Below are 16,752 nucleotides of genomic sequence, written 5' to 3'. Positions count from 1 at the left end.
ATAATTTCACAAAAATATAGAAGGAGAGTTTAATATGGATTTGAAAGGAACTAAAACTGAAGCTAACTTGAAGGCAGCGTTCGCTGGTGAATCTCAGGCAAGGAGCAAGTATACTTATTTCGCATCCGTTGCCAAAAAGGAAGGCTATGAGCAAATAGCCGAACTGTTTACGAAAACAGCTGAAAATGAAAAGGAACATGGAAAGCTGTGGTTTAAAGCGCTTGGAGAGCTTGGTGATACCGCCGCCAATTTACTTCATGCCGCGGAAGGTGAAAACTACGAATGGACAGATATGTATGAAGGTTTTGCCAAGGATGCTGAAGAAGAAGGCTTTACCGCTCTTGCTGCTAAGTTTAGAATGGTCGCAGAAATTGAGAAAGCTCACGAGGAGAGATTCCGTGCCCTTCTTAACAATGTAGAGATGAAAGCAGTATTTGAAAAGAGTGAACAAACCATGTGGGAATGCCGAAACTGCGGACATCTTGTAATCGGAAAAAAAGCACCTAAAGTTTGCCCTGTTTGCGGACATTCTCAAAGTTTCTTTGAAGTGCGAAAAGAAAATTATTAATCCTGCCTTGTGGTGGAAGAAAAGCTGCAGCAACGGTACGGCAAGGATTTACTAATGAAAGAGATATAAAGAAACATTCTTTGAAAAATATTCAAGAAACGGGCGCAATTCCCAAGAATTGCGCCTTTTCGAGGTCTTCTGGCAAGAAGAAATTTCAGCCGTTAGGTGAGAATTCTCGCTAGACTAAACGCAACTGCTGCAGCAAGCCCCCCGGTAAGCATCGTTTGGAAAGCACTCTTCAACGGAGAAGTTCCGGTGAATCTTCCTTTTATGTATCCAAAAATTAACAAGGCAATAAGTGTAACAATCACAGAAACCATTAAGGCAGTTGAAGGCTGCTGAAAGATAAAATAGGGGAACAAAGGAATGACCCCTCCAACAATATAGGAAATCGCAATCGTAATTGCACTGTTTCTTGCTCTTGTCGGTTCTGGTTTCTCCAGTCCTAATTCAAATTTCATCATAAAATCTACCCATTTTTCCGGGTTCTTTTTCATCGTTTCTGTAATCGATTTGATTTGATTTTCTTCGAGCCCATATTCCCGAAATATTTCGGCTACTTCTTCTTCTTCACGCTCCGGAAGTTCTACTACCTCGCGCTGTTCACGGGCAAGTTCCGATTCGTAATGTTCCATATCTGTCTTCCCGGCCAAGTATCCGCCTAGTCCCATTGCAATGGATCCTGCGGCAATTTCAGCACCTCCGGCAGTGAGAATCAATGTTGTGGTATCTACGGCACCGGACAAACCAGCAGCTAGAGCAAACGGTACGGTTAATCCGTCTGACATACCAATGACAACATCTCGAATAAAGTCAGATCCTGAAAAATGTTCTTCAACATGATGCTGATATTGATCCATTTTTTTAACCTCCAATTTAACTTATATTATACTAAATAAAGGAAGTTTGTACACTGCGCTTGAAAAAGGAAATATTTTTGATTGCTAATCGATGGTTAAAAGAAGCGAAAAGCGAAGGTTAAAGCAACCATGGTTATGACCATAAACTTTTTGGTATTTTCAATTCCACCACATCGTTTGTTATAATCAGATTATTGCATAAAGCCATCGCAGGGATGAAAATTTTTTACATGATAAATAACATTAAAAAGGGAGAACTACTATGACAAAGGGAAATAAACAGGAGTTGTCACCAGAACAACGCGAAGAACTGCTTAGAACATTGAAGGCCCGTTTTGAGAAAAATATGAACCGCCACGAAGAAATCGCATGGGCTAAAGTGCAAGCAAAACTGGAAGCTAATAGCGAGAAACTGTGGTCGCTCCATGAAATGGAAAGAACCGGCGGCGAACCCGATGTTGTTGGTTATGATCAGAAGACAGAGGAATATATTTTTTATGATTGTTCTGCGGAAAGTCCTAAAGGCCGCAGAAGTGTTTGTTACGACCGTGAAGCACTGGAGTCAAGGAAGGAGCATAAACCAAAGAATAGCGCTTTGGATATGGCGGAAGACATGGGGATTGAAATTTTAACGGAGGAACAGTACCGGGAGCTGCAAAAGCTTGGAAAGTTTGATATGAAAACATCGAGTTGGGTGAAGACACCCGATAAGATTAGAAAACTTGGTGGAGCGGTCTTTTGTGACCGTCGCTACGACACTGTTTTTTTGTACCACAATGGAGCAGAATCCTATTATGCCGCCAGGGGGTTTCGCGGCTCGCTGAGGGTATAGGTTTGGTGGGAAACGTACTTCAAGCTGACTAACTAGTCTCTGGTTCCGAACGATGAGCCTGGACCCCTGTCCCATGAACAAGGGAGGGTTCTTTTGCACCATTATCATGGGCAAGAACCGTCCCCGTGAATGTTAATGTAAAGATTTTTGGGCTGTTTTTAAGGTGAACCCCTCATAGCCGTTTTTAGCAATTTCGGCACATTTTTGGTGGTAGGGTGCGTAACCGCCTACATAAATTTGGAAGCCGCGGGCTTTACCTGCGATATTGGCACCTGTGTACCAGGATTCCGCTTTTGTGTAGAGTGTGGTATCCGCTAGATCGCGGCAGTGCTTACTCCATTCCGCCTCTGCTTCAGGTTTAGCTTCAATCACATCGACCTCGTGCTTGCGAAGATATTGGATACAGTCCGCGATCCATTCCACATGCTGCTCGATTGTGATTGGCATGTTGCCTAATACAGAAGGGCTTTCAGGACCGGTAATCATGAACATATTGGGGAATCCCGCCGTTGTCATGCCAAGGTATGTTCTTGTGGCGGCACCGTTTTCCCATTTCTCTTTTAAGGAAACACCATCTCGGCCGCGAATATCCATTTTAAACAAGGATCCTGTCATGCCGTCATAGCCAGTTGCAAAGACAATCACATCGAGTTCATATTCACCATCGGTCGTCCGAATCCCCGTGGGAGTAATTTCCTCAATCGGTGCCTGCTTAACATCTAACATCGACTAGGGAGACATTCGAGCGATTAAAAGTTTCATAATAATCAGTGTCAATAATCGCACGTTTAGTCCCGTATAAATAATAAGGTGTCAATTTTTTCGCTGTTTCTGGGTCTTGAACAATTTCATGTATTTTCGTACGGATAAATTCGGAGACCGTTTCATTGGCTTCTTCATCCGTAAGCAAATCGTTATAAACTGTAAGGATAGCATGACCACCTAATGCCCAAGCTTCTTCAAATACCCGTTGGCGCTCCTCAGGGGAGTCTTGAAGTGCGGAGCGGTCCCCGGTTTGAACGGGAGTTCCGCCAGCGGAGGCGCGTACCTGCTGCTTCATTTCACTGAAATTGGCCTTTGCCTGAAGAATTTCCTCCTCGGTATAAGGACGATTTCTGGCAGGGGCACTATATTGCGGCGTTCGTTGAAAAACAGTAAGATGGGCTGCCTCTTGGGCGATTACCGGGATGGCCTGTACACCGCTTGAGCCAGTTCCAATAATACCAACCCGCTTACCGCTGAAGTCCACTTTTTCATGCGGCCAGTGTCCTGTGTGGTACCACTTGCCTTTGAAGCTGTTCAAGCCCTTAAAGTTGGGGATATTGGCAGTGGAAATACAGCCTACTCCCGTTATAAAATATTTCGCCGAAATAGTCTCACCGCCATCCGTCTGAAGCTGCCAACGGCTGGCTGTTTCATCAAATTCAGCGGAGGTGATCCGTGTTTTAAACTGAATATTCGGACGGAGATCAAACTTATCGGCGACAAAATTTAAGTAACGAAGGATATCCGGCTGCTCGGGGTACCTGGAATTCCAAGTCCACTCCTTATAAAGCTCCTCGGAAAAAGTGTAATTGTAATAGATACTTTCCGAATCGCAGCGTGCCCCAGGATAACGGTTCCAATACCAGACACCACCAACCCCATCGGCAGCATCATAAACACGAACTGAAAGACCAGCCTCACGTAAGCGGTAAAGCATGTACAGTCCTGAAAAACCGGCCCCGATCACAACGGCATCAAGGGCAGTCGGTTGATTATTAGCGGTGCTCATGAATATTCCTCCCTAATGTTCATTTATCAACGGGTTAACCCATTGGTGGGGTATCAACCAGTTCCTCCTTTAGAACCTATCAAATGGTAACGCTTTCATTTATCTTGCTTAAAAACTGCTCAATTTGAGCAATGGTCCCTTTGATCCGTTCAGGGAATACGGCCATATTGGTAAAATATCCATGAATAAGTCCCGGCTCTGTATAGGCTTTTACTTGGACACCAGCTTCATCCAAACGCTTTGCATAGGCAATTCCTTCATCTTTTAATACATCACATTCAGCTGTTACCACGAAAGCAGGTGGGAGATTGCTAAGGTCATGGGCTAACAGCGGAGCCACGTAGATATTTTTGGCATCGAATTCATGGTTAATATAGTAGTCACCGAACCATATCATTAAGTCTTTATCAAGCCCATACCCTTCGGCGAATTCATGATAGGAACGAGTGTTATATTGCAAATCTGTCACAGGATAGATGAGTATCTGTGCGGTTATGTTAGGGCCGTTTTTATCTCTTGCCATCATCGAAACAACTGCTGATAGATTTCCACCCGCACTATCACCGCCGACAACGATGTTGGAAGCTTTGGCATTTAATGAAGCTGCGTGATCATGTGCCCATTGCAGTGCCGCATAGGAGTCCTGAACAGGAATGGGGAACTTATATTCAGGTGCGAGACGGTAATCTACCGAAACGACAACTCTTTCCGTTTTATTAGCAATCATCCGGCAGCTGGCATCAGCGGTTTCGAGATCGCCGATGACCCAGCCGCCGCCGTGATAGTAGACAAAGAGAGGAAATGGACCTTCGCCCTCTGGCGTATAGATTCGGACTTTAATTTCCGCACCATCGCCGACAGGAACCAGCCTATCTTCAACATTAGCAAGTGCGGCCAGTTCTACCTCTACAGGCGGGGCCGCGGCAAACATATCTCTAACCTCTTGCGGTTTTAAAGTTTGAAGCAGCGGCATCTGATAAAATGCATCCAAATAAGCTTTCACTTGTGGACTTAAATTAACCAACATACATCTCCCTCTCTAAAATTATTAGATATTAGAAAATAGTATCTTAAATATCTACAACTATCATAAAATTATTTGTATAATATGAATATTCCTAATTTTGAATATATAGGTCCCTAAAAAGGAAATGATACTATTCTCACGGTCTATACCCTACAAGTACGAGTTGAAGAATTAGATGCCTTGTCAACGCAAAAAGAGAAGTTGCATGAAATGTTGAAAGTATATCTTGAACTTTTTCCAGCATTGGATTCATTCTTGTTTAGGTATTCCCCTTTAGAGTATCTTGGAGAGGGAATTGTTTCGCTAACATCCTCAGGATTTGTGAATATAGGAGGAATTCGGGACGATATTCGGACACTGCCTCTTATTCACAGGGCTATTCTTGAACGGAAAGCACAATATAGTGAAGGAGAGGAGTATTTTTTTAAATATTCCAGCGGTAAATACTCCGCACATTTTCCCGCTAATGCCTTAGCCGTTACTCCTATTTGCAGCAGCAGAAGAGTGATTGGGTATATATGCAGCACACAATTTCAAAACGGCGCAGTCTTCGATCATCAAGTGTTGGCTTCTCTAACTCTTTTTGGACAACTAGCTGGAAAGGTCCTTGATGATTCCATTACCGTCGATGAAGAAACAATCGTATTAAGTAAAAGAGAACTTGAGGTGATGAAACGAATCGCCCGCGGCGAAGCCACCAAAGAAATGGCCTACTCCATGAAAATCAGTGAAGTCACTGTCAAACAATACGTCAAATCCGCCATTAAAAAACTCGGCGCGCAAAACCGCGCTCATGCCATCGCCGAACTCTTCCAACGAGGTATATTAAAAACGAAATAAAGCAGAGTTTTTCTGCTTACTAAAAAACTAAAAAGATAGCGATGTTCCCATGTTTAAAAAAGAGACCACATTGATCCCCATTTAAATTTGACACCAATTTTAACATAAACTAAATAAGTTCCATCAGATAGTTTTGTGATAATCTTAAAATGTGTTATGGTAGGGCTATTTCTATAATGGGCAGAAGTGCAAGCTACACTGGAAAACTGGATGCATTATATGGGAAGGGGAATAGCGGATGATTGGCGCGATGATCGGTGATATTGTTGGCTCTCGCGGATTTACGAAAAAGTGAGATTTGAAACCAGATAAATAGTAGATATTATTCCTTAAATTTCACAATTGATGAAATCAGGGATACCTATCAATTTAATGAGATTTGCCAGGAAACGGTTCCTCAGGCGATTGAAGCATTTTTAGAATCCACCTCCTTCCGTTTTCCCTTAATCTTGCCTCCAGCTGTTCAACGGATATGCGCAGCTTTTTAAGATTGTTGGATATAATTTTTCCATTTTGGATAACCGGTGTTGCCTTACCTATAAATAACTTTTCAATCAAAGGAAAGTTCGCGACCGTAGACTATTATATGAATATTTGGTTACTTGTTGTAAACTGTTCATATTTCTACTAAGCTAAGGTTATCACTGATGTTAGAGAAAGGAGTTGTTGGAAATGGATGAAAAGATCAAGGAACTTACTCTGTTATTGCTCTATTTAACATCATAGAAAGAGGATGAACTGTATGGAGAAATGAGAAGAAGCTGGAAGGGCTATCCGTTTGATGTCCTAAATGAATTGACTGATGAGGATTTCATTCGCGGAAGTATCAGATCAAAATCTGTTTATTTAACGGAAGCCGGTATCAAAGAGGCTAAGGCTTTATTGGAGAAATATCAAATAAATGATGTTTAAGTGATAAGGCAAAGAAAACTGACTTAATAAGCTTCACATTTGATACAGACTGCTGACAAAATTTAATTTAAGGTGAGAACGGTGAAAAGTATGACCAAAATCGGAAGAAACGATTTATGCCCATGTGGAAGTGGAAAAAAATATAAAAAATGTTGTATGGGTAAGGATGAACAATTAAAGTCGATGCAAATTGTACAGAATCCTGTCAATTTTACCCTAACTTATGAAGAAGTAGACGTGCTGAGTACGGACGAAATTATTCACAATTTACGGGAAATGGGTATACCATTTGAGCAAGATACATTTTTAAAAGATATCGACAGGTTCTACTCTGCGGAAGAACTTTCGGAAAACTGGTTCCATCAGTACAATGTTACTGCAAAGGGGAGAGATGAAGATTTCCCTTGGCTGGCGGCTTGGATTTTATGGGAGAGATTGGCTCCGGCAAATAAATTATCTAGGGAACAAATGAGTGACTTGCTTGATCATGGTTTTGAGTATTTAGCTGAAAATAATTCTATTTCTGCATGTGACACATGGTTAAAGGTTTGGGAAGCAATAAAAAATAGAATTGATCCTACGTTCCAAACCTTGGATTATTTGGACAAGCACTATCAGGTTAACTTTTTTATTAGGAATTTTTGCCAAGACTTAGAGGCGGAGCTTTATAATGCAGGCTTTGACGATTCTGCTTATTTTGAAAAAAGAATTAATTATTGTCGTGAGTTCTGCAACTATTTTCCGAAAGAAGACGAGTTAATTATTCACAATATGCGTCATGCCATTGGAGAATCTTACGCTATGTTGGATCAATACGGGAAAGCCGAGTCTGAGTTTGAGAAGTTAGTGCATGATTTTCCGAACAATCCTTGGGGCTATATTGGCTGGGCAGATCTGTTCCTCTATGGTCATAAGAAGGATCATCATAAAGCGCGGGAATTGTATGAAAAGGCTCTGGCAATTGCCAAGGATGAGGGGGATATTGATATAGTAAAGGAAAGGCTTGAAGATCTGAAGTTCCCAAAGTGAGTAGATGAGATGCTGGAGGCCCATAAAGTATACCTGCCTCAATTTCACTGAGTTATTTTAGCTGATTGATATTTGGTTTTAGATAAAATCAATACATTTCAGGGACTGCCTCATTTTTTAGGGCAGTCCCTTTTTGGCTGTGTAGGGTCTGACCTCAAATTTTCCATCAAATCGAGAAATGGACAACAAAAAAGGAGTGCCGCAGCCCCCTGATTCATGTCTTTTATCGTCAATCGGTTTAATGTGGTAGTCAGTTAGGTACCGTTTGGTGTGAGCGATGTTTTCGAGTACCTTGTCCGCTAGCAACTCCGAGTTTCCAGCTTCCATATAATGCTTCACATCAATAATCAATTCCATGTATACAGTTTTCATACGTCCATTGAATTATTTTTTCATCATTATTTGATTCATAGAATTCCGATAATAGACTATTCCAATGTTCCAATTGTTTTTCATTAATATTGATTACACCTGCACCATTCAACATCATGATTGTATTTGCTGAAACAATGGCTGTTCGCTTATTTCCGTCCCAAAACAGCTGTGCCCTCATTGCAAAATACATATATTTCAACGCTTTATATGTCTCGGACATGTTTCCATTCATAATCTCTTCAATTATGGCCCTGACTTCTGATTCAATCGGAACGGCAGGGGTATAAACCACACCGTGTATTCCAACATTTCCAGTCCGTAACACGCCCCATTCAAGAGATTCGTTATAGGAAATAAAACTGTTTATTTTACATGTAATTTCCAGATTAAATTTAATATTATGAGGCAGTTTCAATACATATTGATACGCATTTTTTAGGTTAAGAATGACTTGTATATCCTCTATAGGAACCCCGCTTACACTCATACCTTCAACAATTGTTTTGGTTTGTGGAAAAGTTGTATTCACATTCTCCAGGCGTGAAGCTGAATGTATTAAAGCGACACGGCTCTTTTTCAATAAAAATCTTGATTCTCGGTCACTTAGGCTGTATTTATTTTTGAACATCAAATGAAACCCCTCCCTTCTATATTATGTTTAAACCCGTAAACTAATTATTTCTATGTTATTAATAGTATCATACGTAATCTAAATAATAAATGTATCAAAGGGGTTAGGTCCCGTAGTGGGAATCAGACCTCATCTTTAGACTCTGCAAACCGAAATCAGTAAGAAATTACTTGTTCTTTCCCATATGGTCAGTTAGGAAAAAATGTGTTAAAATTTTCAACCCGAATGACGGAAACTGTTAATAATGAAAGTTTTTTACACCCAAGAAGGGGTTTCAAATGACGGTGGGGGATTAACTGTCCGTAAAGGTCCGATTGGTGAGGTGCAGTGAAACTTGCCGCTGCGTTCTTTAGCGGCTTAGTTGAACCAATCGGGTTTGTACTGAGTTTCAATTTTTTTAGGCTAAAAAACCACTTTTCGGACAGCCCTTTATCAATTATTCTTTTACTCCAATTACACGTATTCTTTTATAATCGGCAATCCAATTACCATCTTTATATAAAGTTTCTTTTAAATTACTTTCAACATTTGCGACTATTTCATTTTTTGCTTTTTCTGGGATACCATTGAATAGCTGATTACCAAACATTGCAATCCAGTTTTTTAATCCATCATCTCCATCTAACTTCGTTGGTCTATCATAGTGTTGAGCAAAAGTCACTCTAAATCCTACGTCTTCCATTAGAGTTGAATACTCAGCAATGCTTGGATAGAACCAAGGGAATTGTTCCTTTTTAAAATCAAATCCTGCAACTTTTATTTGATCAATGATTTCATCCGTTATTGTTTGAACATTGCCTTTGCCTCCAAATTCAGCAACGAATCTTCCACTTTTTTTTAGGCATTGATAAATACCATGTAATGCCTGGATGGGTTGTTGTACCCAATGAAGTGCTGCATTAGAAAAGACCGCATCAAATTCTTTATGATAATCCAATTCTGTTGCATTTTGAACCCGAAACTTTATATGTGGGTATTTACGGATTGCTTGTTCCACCATATTTTCAGATTTGTCCACACCTATAATTTCAACGCCATATGCATAAAATGTATTGGCTAAATCTCCTGTTCCACAACCAAGGTCAAGAACTTTCTCTCCTTGCTTTGGAGCTAATAATTCAACCAAGTTACTTCCGTATTTTGAGACAAAGGAATGCTTATTGTCATAAAGTTTCGCATTCCAACTATCGTTTGTACTTTTAATAGTGTCCATAGTTAAACTCCCCTTTCAGTATGAAACTCCATAATTATCAAAATAATCTGTATGTTATTCCTTAAATAGATTATAATTGAGAAATTAAATAATTAATATTAACAAAAATAGAGAATATTAATAACCGATTGTTATTAGGCGGGAGAGCATATGGATATTAAATGGTTAAAGACTTTTATAATTGCAGCTAAATATGAAAATTTTCGCCAAACGTCAGAGGAGCTTTTTCTGACTCAACCTGCTGTAACAAAACATATTAAAAAGTTGGAAGAAAGTCTTAATATTCAATTGTTCGAAAGAATAGGTAAAAAAGTTACTCTTACACCAGCAGGTCATAAGTTTATTTCATATGCAACGGAGATAGTTTCAAAATACGTTCAAGGTATGGAAGAATTTGAATCGTGGAAACAAGGATATAATCGAAAGTTAATTATTGCTACTGCACCACAAATTGCATCATCAATCTTGCCACCAATATTGCGGAAATTCATGGATAAAAACCCTGATATAGAAGTTTTAATTAATGTACTTAAATCTTATGAAATAGGTGAGGAAGTCAGTGCGGGGATTGCAGATGTAGGACTTACGAGAATTTTACCAATGCAAACAAATATAAAGAGCCATATTATCCATAAAGAATCTGTAATATTAGTTGCACCAAATGAATGCAAAGACATTTCTTGCCTTGATGAGCCAACTATATTACATAAATATAGGCTAATTACCCATAACCATCCAGACTATTGGGATAATCTTTTGGATGATATTAAGAGGCATTATCCGACTGTGCATACAATGAGAGTTGACCAAATAGAGGTTACAAAGCGTTTTATAGAAGAAGGGCTTGGAGTTTCCTATTTACCTTCTACGGTCGTTAAAAATGAAATTGAGATGAATAAATTGATAAAAATTAAGCCAAGGAACATCATTCCACCTACATCTTCAACTTATGTATTAACAAAAGTAGAGACTGATGAAGTATCAATTTTCATTAAATTTTTAAAGGATGCATTGAGTGAATGATGAAAATGGTTGTTGCTTAAATTTGTTAGCATTTTTTCAAACAAACCAAATGATTTAGTCAGTTTGTGAACTATTATACTTAAACTATCGGGGGGCTTTTGTTCAATATCCCCCAATTATAAAAAAAGAAATTAACATTTTCATCCTTTTATTTTTGTTTCAACCGTTAAAGTCGGGACACCTTTTTAACTGGCAATTTTATAAAGTTCAATGAATTGCTGTTTTACTCTGTTTTTCTTAATGTTCACGCCCAAATGCTTTTGTCTTAATATTTTTCTTATCAAGGAATTCTTCTATTTTTTTCTGTTCCCTTCCATTTACCACATCACTTTTATTAATTATTGATTTAATGTTTATTTTTGGAAAAACTCCTTTATTTACGTCATCTGTAAAATTACTAAGCGTTTCATTTAGTTCATGAAGAATCTCATTTAAACCTGTAATGTACTGGCTAATTCTTTTAGACTCTTCTTGATAACCTTCAGGTGATGGAAGTTTCACTTTATCAATATCCATCTTGTTAATGATTATTTTTGCTTTATGGTCATGATGGGCTCTCAGATTAACCATGTTTAGGATCTCCCGGGCTTTGGGACATGGCGCCCTCTCTCATTGACCAATAAATAGGTGCCTGTCACTTCTCAGAATTTGTCGAATTTCCTCGGCGTTATTCGGGTGGTGGCAGGCATTTTTATATGCGAAAATGGTGTTAGTGAAAAAATAGTGATAGGTAAAAGATGTAGAGACAGAAAAGGGGGAGGCACATTGATAGTCCCGGCAAAAATAGATTCTAATTCAATCACTAGGATAAAAGAAAAAGGTATCGAAGCCATCGTCGACTGGTTCGATCAGCATAAACAATCGTTCTATACACTTGGTTGGTTCTATCTTGGAAATCAACAGCAAATGGGGGAGCTATTTTACCGGTCGATTATGAAAGCCAACAAGGAGTTACCACGATTTAAAGGAGAAACCTCATTCGAAACATGGGTTACATCCATTTTCATCCATACTTGCAGACAGCTTTATGATCATAGCAGATTTCAGGCTGCAGAGAGAGGTGAACCTTCCCTGGATTTGTTCAAAGCACTCGATCAATTGAAAGTGGATCAGAAGGAAGCGATGCTCCTTACCTATATAAAAGGGATTTCTAAGGAGGAAGCGGCACAGATTCTCCAAGTTTCAGTGGAAAAGATGAAAGATTTATTATTTACCGGTATTCAGTCACTAAAAAAACAACTAGGGTATGAAGCCACTTTTAATGGCTGTAAAGAGTACCACAAGGATTACATTGATTATTTGGAAAGAACCATGGAGCGGCCGAAAAAGGTAGATTTTGAAATACATATTTATCATTGTCAAAACTGTCAGGAGGATTTGGCTGCCTTCCAGGATGTCATGTTAACCTTGTCAAATCTCGCAGAAAATATTGACGCTTTGCATGTGCCATCAGATCTTCTGGTGAACGTCAAAGACAGGCTGGCCGAGGAGGAACAGCGGAGACGACTAAAGAACAAGAAACGTAATAGAATTGGGCTTATTTTTACTGGAGCTATAATTCTATTAATAAGTATAGGTTTTTTTACAGGGACGTTTCGCAGCCTTTATTATACTTGGACGGAGGAAGATGAAGAATTACGTGCGTTTCTGCAGCATGACCTCGGTGAAAGGTTGAACCTGGAAGCGGAAAGCAATGGGTTGAAAATAAAGATCAAGAGTGCGATTGCTGATGATGTTCAGACGCTGGTTTTTTATGAAATCGAGGATAAAAAAGAAGAAAATCAATATATGATGATGAATAATGATGATGGGGTTCTTGTGGAGAACGAATCTGAAATCATGGGCGCGGTAACATATCCAAAGTACTATCTCCCTGACCTTAAATCGAAAAGAAATAATGAAAGAAAGAATGTCTATCAGGGGAAAATTAGCCTGCCTCCCCTCTCAAAGGATGACGGAACCATTAAACTCAGAATTACAAAGCTTTATAAATTGATTCGTGATTCCTCTGACTGGCCTGGTTTTGTTCTTAGGGATACCATGGAATATGAATCAGGTGAGTGGAACTTTAAGATTCCTGTGAAAAAACAGCCATCGCACGAATATGCATTGGATAAAGAAACAGAAGTCGAAGGGATTCAGGTTCGATTTGATAAACTAATCATTGCTCCAACATCAACGATTCTGCTTTATGCTATTCATGATAAACAGCCAGAGAAGCGAATAGATGTTCTTAATATTGATAAAATAGAAGTGAACAACAAAAAAGTGAAAGCTGATATGTTTGGTAGCTCTTTTTTGGATTCACAAGAAGACGAGAATTGGAATACTTTTCAAACACAGTTTGACCCTGTTTTTGGAGAAAAACCAGTGGAGGTCAACATCGACCTCAATTCTGCTCATTTAACATTTGAGGATCCAAAAACCATCGAACTAGATGCTTCTAAGAAATATCCGCAAACCTTTCAATATGCAGGCAGCACCATCTCGATCGATAAGCTGGAAGTCGGGCAGCCGACGAAAATTGTCATAAGTAACCATGAAATTAAGAATCGGGCATATGAGTCGCTTCAATTTCGTATTTTGGATAAGGATGAAAATGAACCCAGTTCAATGGAGGGGAACGCTGAAGGAGTGGTGGTTGATAAAAACGGGGTAGAATACGATACGAATGATAGCTCGTTCTCATATGAAAAAATTGAGCAACCGCGGTATTTTGTTACCGTTCAAAGCATGGAATTACATCATGACGACAATGGAAAAACCGTAATTCCAAAAAAACTGGAGATTGATGGATATCAAACAACGAAATATTTGGATAAGGTTGTGAAGATTTCGTTAAACTAAACTCTGCCGGCCGGGCAATCTTTCCAAACGCAAAGTTTAAAATGGATTGTAAAAAAGCATTACCCGCATCAAATGGTAACATCGAAACCGCTATTTGAGATCCTTATCGAATACTATATCCATTTTCTCTTTTTGGTATAATATACTTTGATCGAATGAATTACATGTTTAAATAGTGACAATGTGAAAAAACAGGAGATTTGGAAGGCTGCCTGAATCGCCATTACAAGGGGTAAATGAAATGATTCGATTTGAAAAAGTAACGAAACAATATGCAGACGGGACTACTGCTGTAAAATCATTGAATCTCGAGATCAAGGATGGAGAGTTCTTTATCCTCATCGGTCCGAGTGGCTGCGGAAAAACAACGACATTAAAAATGATCAACAGGCTGATTGGTGTATCTAGCGGAACGGTCTCAATCAATGGAAAACCAATCAGTGATTATGACATTCATGAACTTCGCTGGGAGATCGGGTATGTCCTGCAACAGATCGCCCTTTTCCCACACATGACGATTGCCGAAAATATTGCGGTCGTGCCGGAAATGAAAAAATGGAGCAAGGAAAAAATGGCAGCGCGGGTGGATGAACTCTTACATATGGTCGGGCTTGATCCAGCAACATACCGCAGTAGGAAACCAGGGGAACTTTCCGGCGGGCAGCAGCAACGGGTTGGGGTTATCCGGGCATTAGCGGCAGACCCGGAGATTCTGTTAATGGACGAACCGTTCAGTGCTCTTGACCCCTTCAGCCGTGAAAAGCTACAGGATGATCTGTTGGACATTCAACGTACCATCAAGAAGACGATTGTATTTGTCACCCATGACATGAAGGAAGCAATGAAACTTGGTGATCGGGTTTGCCTGATGAGGGAAGGACAAGTGGTGCAAATCGGAACACCTTCAGAACTTTTAACCAATCCCGAGAATGAGTTTGTTCGCGAATTCGTCGGAATGCAAGAAATGAATCTGGATTGGCATGATGTTATTACACCTGTTGAAGATGCCAGCGTGAACGATCAACAGCCCGTTCCCTATACCATGCCGTTGAATGAGCTGCTTGAACGGATGGCGGCAGCTGAGGTGATCGCTGTAGAAAAAAACGGCAACGTCATCGGCGTCATTCACCGTTCAAACTTGCTCCGCAAAATGGCCCAATATGTAAAACAGGGAGGGCGATTGCATGAATAATTTAATAGCCGTTTTTTCATTTAGAAAAGGACAGCTCCTCAATGCTCTGTGGGAACATATTCAGATTTCCTTGATTGCCCTCTTTATCGCTATCATCATAGCCATTCCATTGGGCATTTATTTGACACGCAAGCGAAAAGTGGCCGAGATGATTATCGGAATTACGGCAGTTTTACAAACGATTCCATCTTTAGCCTTGCTTGGACTGTTAATTCCTTTATTTGGAATTGGAACGTTACCTGCCGTTATTGCCTTGGTGGCATATGCCTTGCTCCCGCTCTTACGGAATACTTATACCGGGATCAAAGAAGTGGACCCTGCATTGTTGGAAGCGGCAGATGCAATGGGAATGAATCGAAGAAAAAGACTTTTAAAAGTGGAACTTCCTTTAGCCATGCCTGTCATTATGGCGGGGATAAGAACGGCGACGATTTTAATTGTCGGGACGGCGACCATCGCCGCTCTGATTGGTGCAGGCGGTTTGGGGGATATCATTCTGCTGGGGATCGACCGTAATGATTATACCCTTATTTTTCTTGGTGCTGTCCCGGCGGCATTATTGGCGATTCTTCTTGATGTCCTACTCCGGCAGCTTGAAAAAGTTTCATTTAAAAATGTTATGATTGCCGCTTCAACTTTTTCGATTATTATTTTGCTGATAATCGGTTCCAGCTTTATTCATCCGGCCGGACAACAGAAACTTGTCATTGCCGGCAAACTGGGATCCGAACCGGAAATCCTGATCAATATGTATAAGCTGCTGATTGAAGAAAATACTGACTTGAAAGTGGAATTAAAGTCAGGGCTCGGCAGTACTTCTTTTGTCTTTAATGCGCTTAAATCAAAAGATATTGATATTTATCCGGAATTCTCGGGAACAGCGATCACTGAATTTTTGAAGGAAGAACTGATAAGTACTGATAACAGGGAAGTGTATGACCAGGCGAAGAGCGGGATGTCAAAGAAATTCCATATGGTCATGCTAAAACCGATGCAATACAATAACACCTATGCATTGGCGGTGCCGGAAAGCTTGGCCCGAACCTATCACCTTGAAAAAATATCGGATTTGGCGAATGTCCAGTCCGATGTGAAAGCAGGTTTTACCCGGGAGTTCACAGACCGGTCTGACGGTTATCCAGGCTTGTCCAAAAAATATCGGCTACACTTTCACTCGCTTGTGACGATGGAGTCTTCTGTCCGATATACTGCAATGAAAGCAGGCAATATTAATCTAATGGATGCTTATTCCACTGATGGCGAATTGCAAAAATATCATTTGAAAGTTCTGGAAGATGATCAGCATTTCTTCCCGCCATATCAGGGAGCTCCGTTATTAAGGCAGGAAACTATAGACAAGTATCCGGACATTGTCCCTACATTAAATAAACTGTCAGGTAAAATCACAGACAGTGAAATGCGGAAAATGAACTATGAAGTAGCTGTTCAAGGGAAAAGTGCCAAGACTGTCGCTAGGAATTTTTTAATCAAAGCAGGATTATGGAAGGAAAAGAAATAGTCGAAAGCCCAGCTTGATGCACATCATCCTAGAGGTCTACTTGCTTCAATGAACCTGTTAAATAGACAAGAACAGGCGGTTCCGAAGTTTTGTGCTGGGTATTTTGGGTC

18 protein-coding genes are annotated in these 16,752 nt (G+C 40.0%); 9 read left to right on the top strand and 9 right to left on the bottom strand.

Going from position 1 to position 16,752, the window contains the following annotated elements:
• The first annotated feature begins 34 nt into the window (after positions 1–34).
• Entirely contained in the window at positions 35–568 is a 534-nt protein-coding gene (gene rbr, locus RCG24_RS11380; RefSeq protein WP_308076989.1) for a rubrerythrin, read from the top strand.
• 161 nt (positions 569–729) lie between these two features.
• Here the strand turns inward: rbr and RCG24_RS11375 are convergent, their stop codons facing one another.
• Positions 730–1,428, bottom strand: coding sequence for a VIT1/CCC1 transporter family protein (locus tag RCG24_RS11375; protein WP_308076988.1), 699 nt, complete (start codon positions 1,426–1,428; stop codon positions 730–732).
• A gap of 262 nt (positions 1,429–1,690) precedes the next feature.
• On the opposite strand from RCG24_RS11375, the gene RCG24_RS11370 reads away from it, so the two are divergent.
• A complete protein-coding gene (locus RCG24_RS11370) occupies positions 1,691–2,260 on the top strand; it encodes a DUF4256 domain-containing protein (RefSeq protein ID WP_308076987.1) in 570 nt (189 codons plus the stop codon).
• 132 nt (positions 2,261–2,392) lie between these two features.
• Here the strand turns inward: RCG24_RS11370 and RCG24_RS11365 are convergent, their stop codons facing one another.
• The 3 genes from RCG24_RS11365 to RCG24_RS11355 form a co-directional block, all read right to left on the bottom strand.
• Positions 2,393–2,986, bottom strand: coding sequence for an NAD(P)/FAD-dependent oxidoreductase (locus tag RCG24_RS11365; RefSeq protein WP_308076986.1), 594 nt, complete (start codon positions 2,984–2,986; stop codon positions 2,393–2,395).
• Positions 2,973–4,034, bottom strand: a complete 1,062-nt coding sequence (locus RCG24_RS11360; RefSeq protein ID WP_308076985.1) for a flavin-containing monooxygenase — start codon at positions 4,032–4,034, stop codon at positions 2,973–2,975. Before RCG24_RS11360 ends, RCG24_RS11365 begins: the two co-directional genes overlap by 14 nt.
• A 79-nt stretch (positions 4,035–4,113) precedes the next feature.
• Positions 4,114–5,061, bottom strand: coding sequence for an alpha/beta hydrolase (locus tag RCG24_RS11355; protein ID WP_308076984.1), 948 nt, complete (start codon positions 5,059–5,061; stop codon positions 4,114–4,116).
• A 210-nt stretch (positions 5,062–5,271) separates the two neighbouring features.
• On the opposite strand from RCG24_RS11355, the gene RCG24_RS11350 reads away from it, so the two are divergent.
• The gene (locus tag RCG24_RS11350; protein WP_308076983.1) at positions 5,272–5,901 is read left to right on the top strand and encodes a response regulator transcription factor; all 630 of its coding nucleotides are present in this window, start codon (positions 5,272–5,274) and stop codon (positions 5,899–5,901) included.
• 369 nt (positions 5,902–6,270) lie between these two features.
• Here the strand turns inward: RCG24_RS11350 and RCG24_RS11345 are convergent, their stop codons facing one another.
• Complete coding sequence (locus RCG24_RS11345; protein ID WP_308076982.1) at positions 6,271–6,459, bottom strand: YetF domain-containing protein; 189 nt, start codon at positions 6,457–6,459, stop codon at positions 6,271–6,273.
• A gap of 192 nt (positions 6,460–6,651) precedes the next feature.
• Here RCG24_RS11345 and RCG24_RS11340 point away from each other — a divergent pair, with 192 nt between their 5' ends.
• Together RCG24_RS11340 and RCG24_RS11335 are read left to right on the top strand one after the other, a co-directional pair.
• Positions 6,652–6,813 carry a DUF6429 family protein gene (locus RCG24_RS11340; RefSeq protein WP_308076981.1) on the top strand — a complete coding sequence of 54 codons (162 nt, stop codon included), beginning with the start codon at positions 6,652–6,654 and terminating at the stop codon, positions 6,811–6,813.
• A 90-nt stretch (positions 6,814–6,903) separates the two neighbouring features.
• On the top strand, positions 6,904–7,842 hold the full coding sequence (locus RCG24_RS11335; RefSeq protein WP_308079158.1) for an SEC-C metal-binding domain-containing protein: 939 nt from the start codon (positions 6,904–6,906) through the stop codon (positions 7,840–7,842).
• 117 nt (positions 7,843–7,959) lie between these two features.
• On the opposite strand, the gene RCG24_RS11330 is transcribed toward RCG24_RS11335, so the two are convergent.
• From RCG24_RS11330 to RCG24_RS11320, 3 genes are all read right to left on the bottom strand, one after another.
• The gene (locus RCG24_RS11330; RefSeq protein ID WP_308076980.1) at positions 7,960–8,214 is read right to left on the bottom strand and encodes a hypothetical protein; all 255 of its coding nucleotides are present in this window, start codon (positions 8,212–8,214) and stop codon (positions 7,960–7,962) included.
• Complete coding sequence (locus RCG24_RS11325; RefSeq protein ID WP_308076979.1) at positions 8,183–8,845, bottom strand: Fic family protein; 663 nt, start codon at positions 8,843–8,845, stop codon at positions 8,183–8,185. Before RCG24_RS11325 ends, RCG24_RS11330 begins: the two co-directional genes overlap by 32 nt.
• Before the next feature lie 439 nt (positions 8,846–9,284).
• Positions 9,285–10,061 carry a class I SAM-dependent methyltransferase gene (locus RCG24_RS11320; RefSeq protein WP_308076978.1) on the bottom strand — a complete coding sequence of 259 codons (777 nt, stop codon included), beginning with the start codon at positions 10,059–10,061 and terminating at the stop codon, positions 9,285–9,287.
• A 150-nt stretch (positions 10,062–10,211) separates the two neighbouring features.
• On the opposite strand from RCG24_RS11320, the gene RCG24_RS11315 reads away from it, so the two are divergent.
• On the top strand, positions 10,212–11,084 hold the full coding sequence (locus RCG24_RS11315; RefSeq protein ID WP_308076977.1) for a LysR family transcriptional regulator: 873 nt from the start codon (positions 10,212–10,214) through the stop codon (positions 11,082–11,084).
• A gap of 237 nt (positions 11,085–11,321) precedes the next feature.
• Here the strand turns inward: RCG24_RS11315 and RCG24_RS11310 are convergent, their stop codons facing one another.
• Positions 11,322–11,654 carry an NDxxF motif lipoprotein gene (locus RCG24_RS11310; RefSeq protein WP_308076976.1) on the bottom strand — a complete coding sequence of 111 codons (333 nt, stop codon included), beginning with the start codon at positions 11,652–11,654 and terminating at the stop codon, positions 11,322–11,324.
• A 195-nt stretch (positions 11,655–11,849) separates the two neighbouring features.
• On the opposite strand from RCG24_RS11310, the gene RCG24_RS11305 reads away from it, so the two are divergent.
• From RCG24_RS11305 to opuFB, 3 genes are all read left to right on the top strand, one after another.
• The gene (locus RCG24_RS11305) at positions 11,850–13,931 is read left to right on the top strand and encodes a sigma-70 family RNA polymerase sigma factor (protein ID WP_308076975.1); all 2,082 of its coding nucleotides are present in this window, start codon (positions 11,850–11,852) and stop codon (positions 13,929–13,931) included.
• A gap of 241 nt (positions 13,932–14,172) precedes the next feature.
• On the top strand, positions 14,173–15,123 hold the full coding sequence (locus RCG24_RS11300) for an ABC transporter ATP-binding protein (protein ID WP_308076974.1): 951 nt from the start codon (positions 14,173–14,175) through the stop codon (positions 15,121–15,123).
• Entirely contained in the window at positions 15,116–16,642 is a 1,527-nt protein-coding gene (gene opuFB / locus RCG24_RS11295) for an osmoprotectant update ABC transporter permease/substrate-binding subunit OpuFB (protein WP_308076973.1), read from the top strand. The genes RCG24_RS11300 and opuFB overlap by 8 nt, the downstream gene beginning before the upstream one ends.
• Positions 16,643–16,752 lie beyond the last annotated feature (110 nt).

Origin of the sequence: Neobacillus sp. OS1-32 (genome assembly GCF_030915425.1) — a bacterium.
Taxonomy (GTDB): Bacteria; Bacillota; Bacilli; order Bacillales; family Cytobacillaceae; genus Neobacillus; species Neobacillus paridis.
The sequence above is the reverse complement of the archived record's forward strand: the minus strand, read 5'-3'. Positions and strand labels throughout refer to the sequence as shown.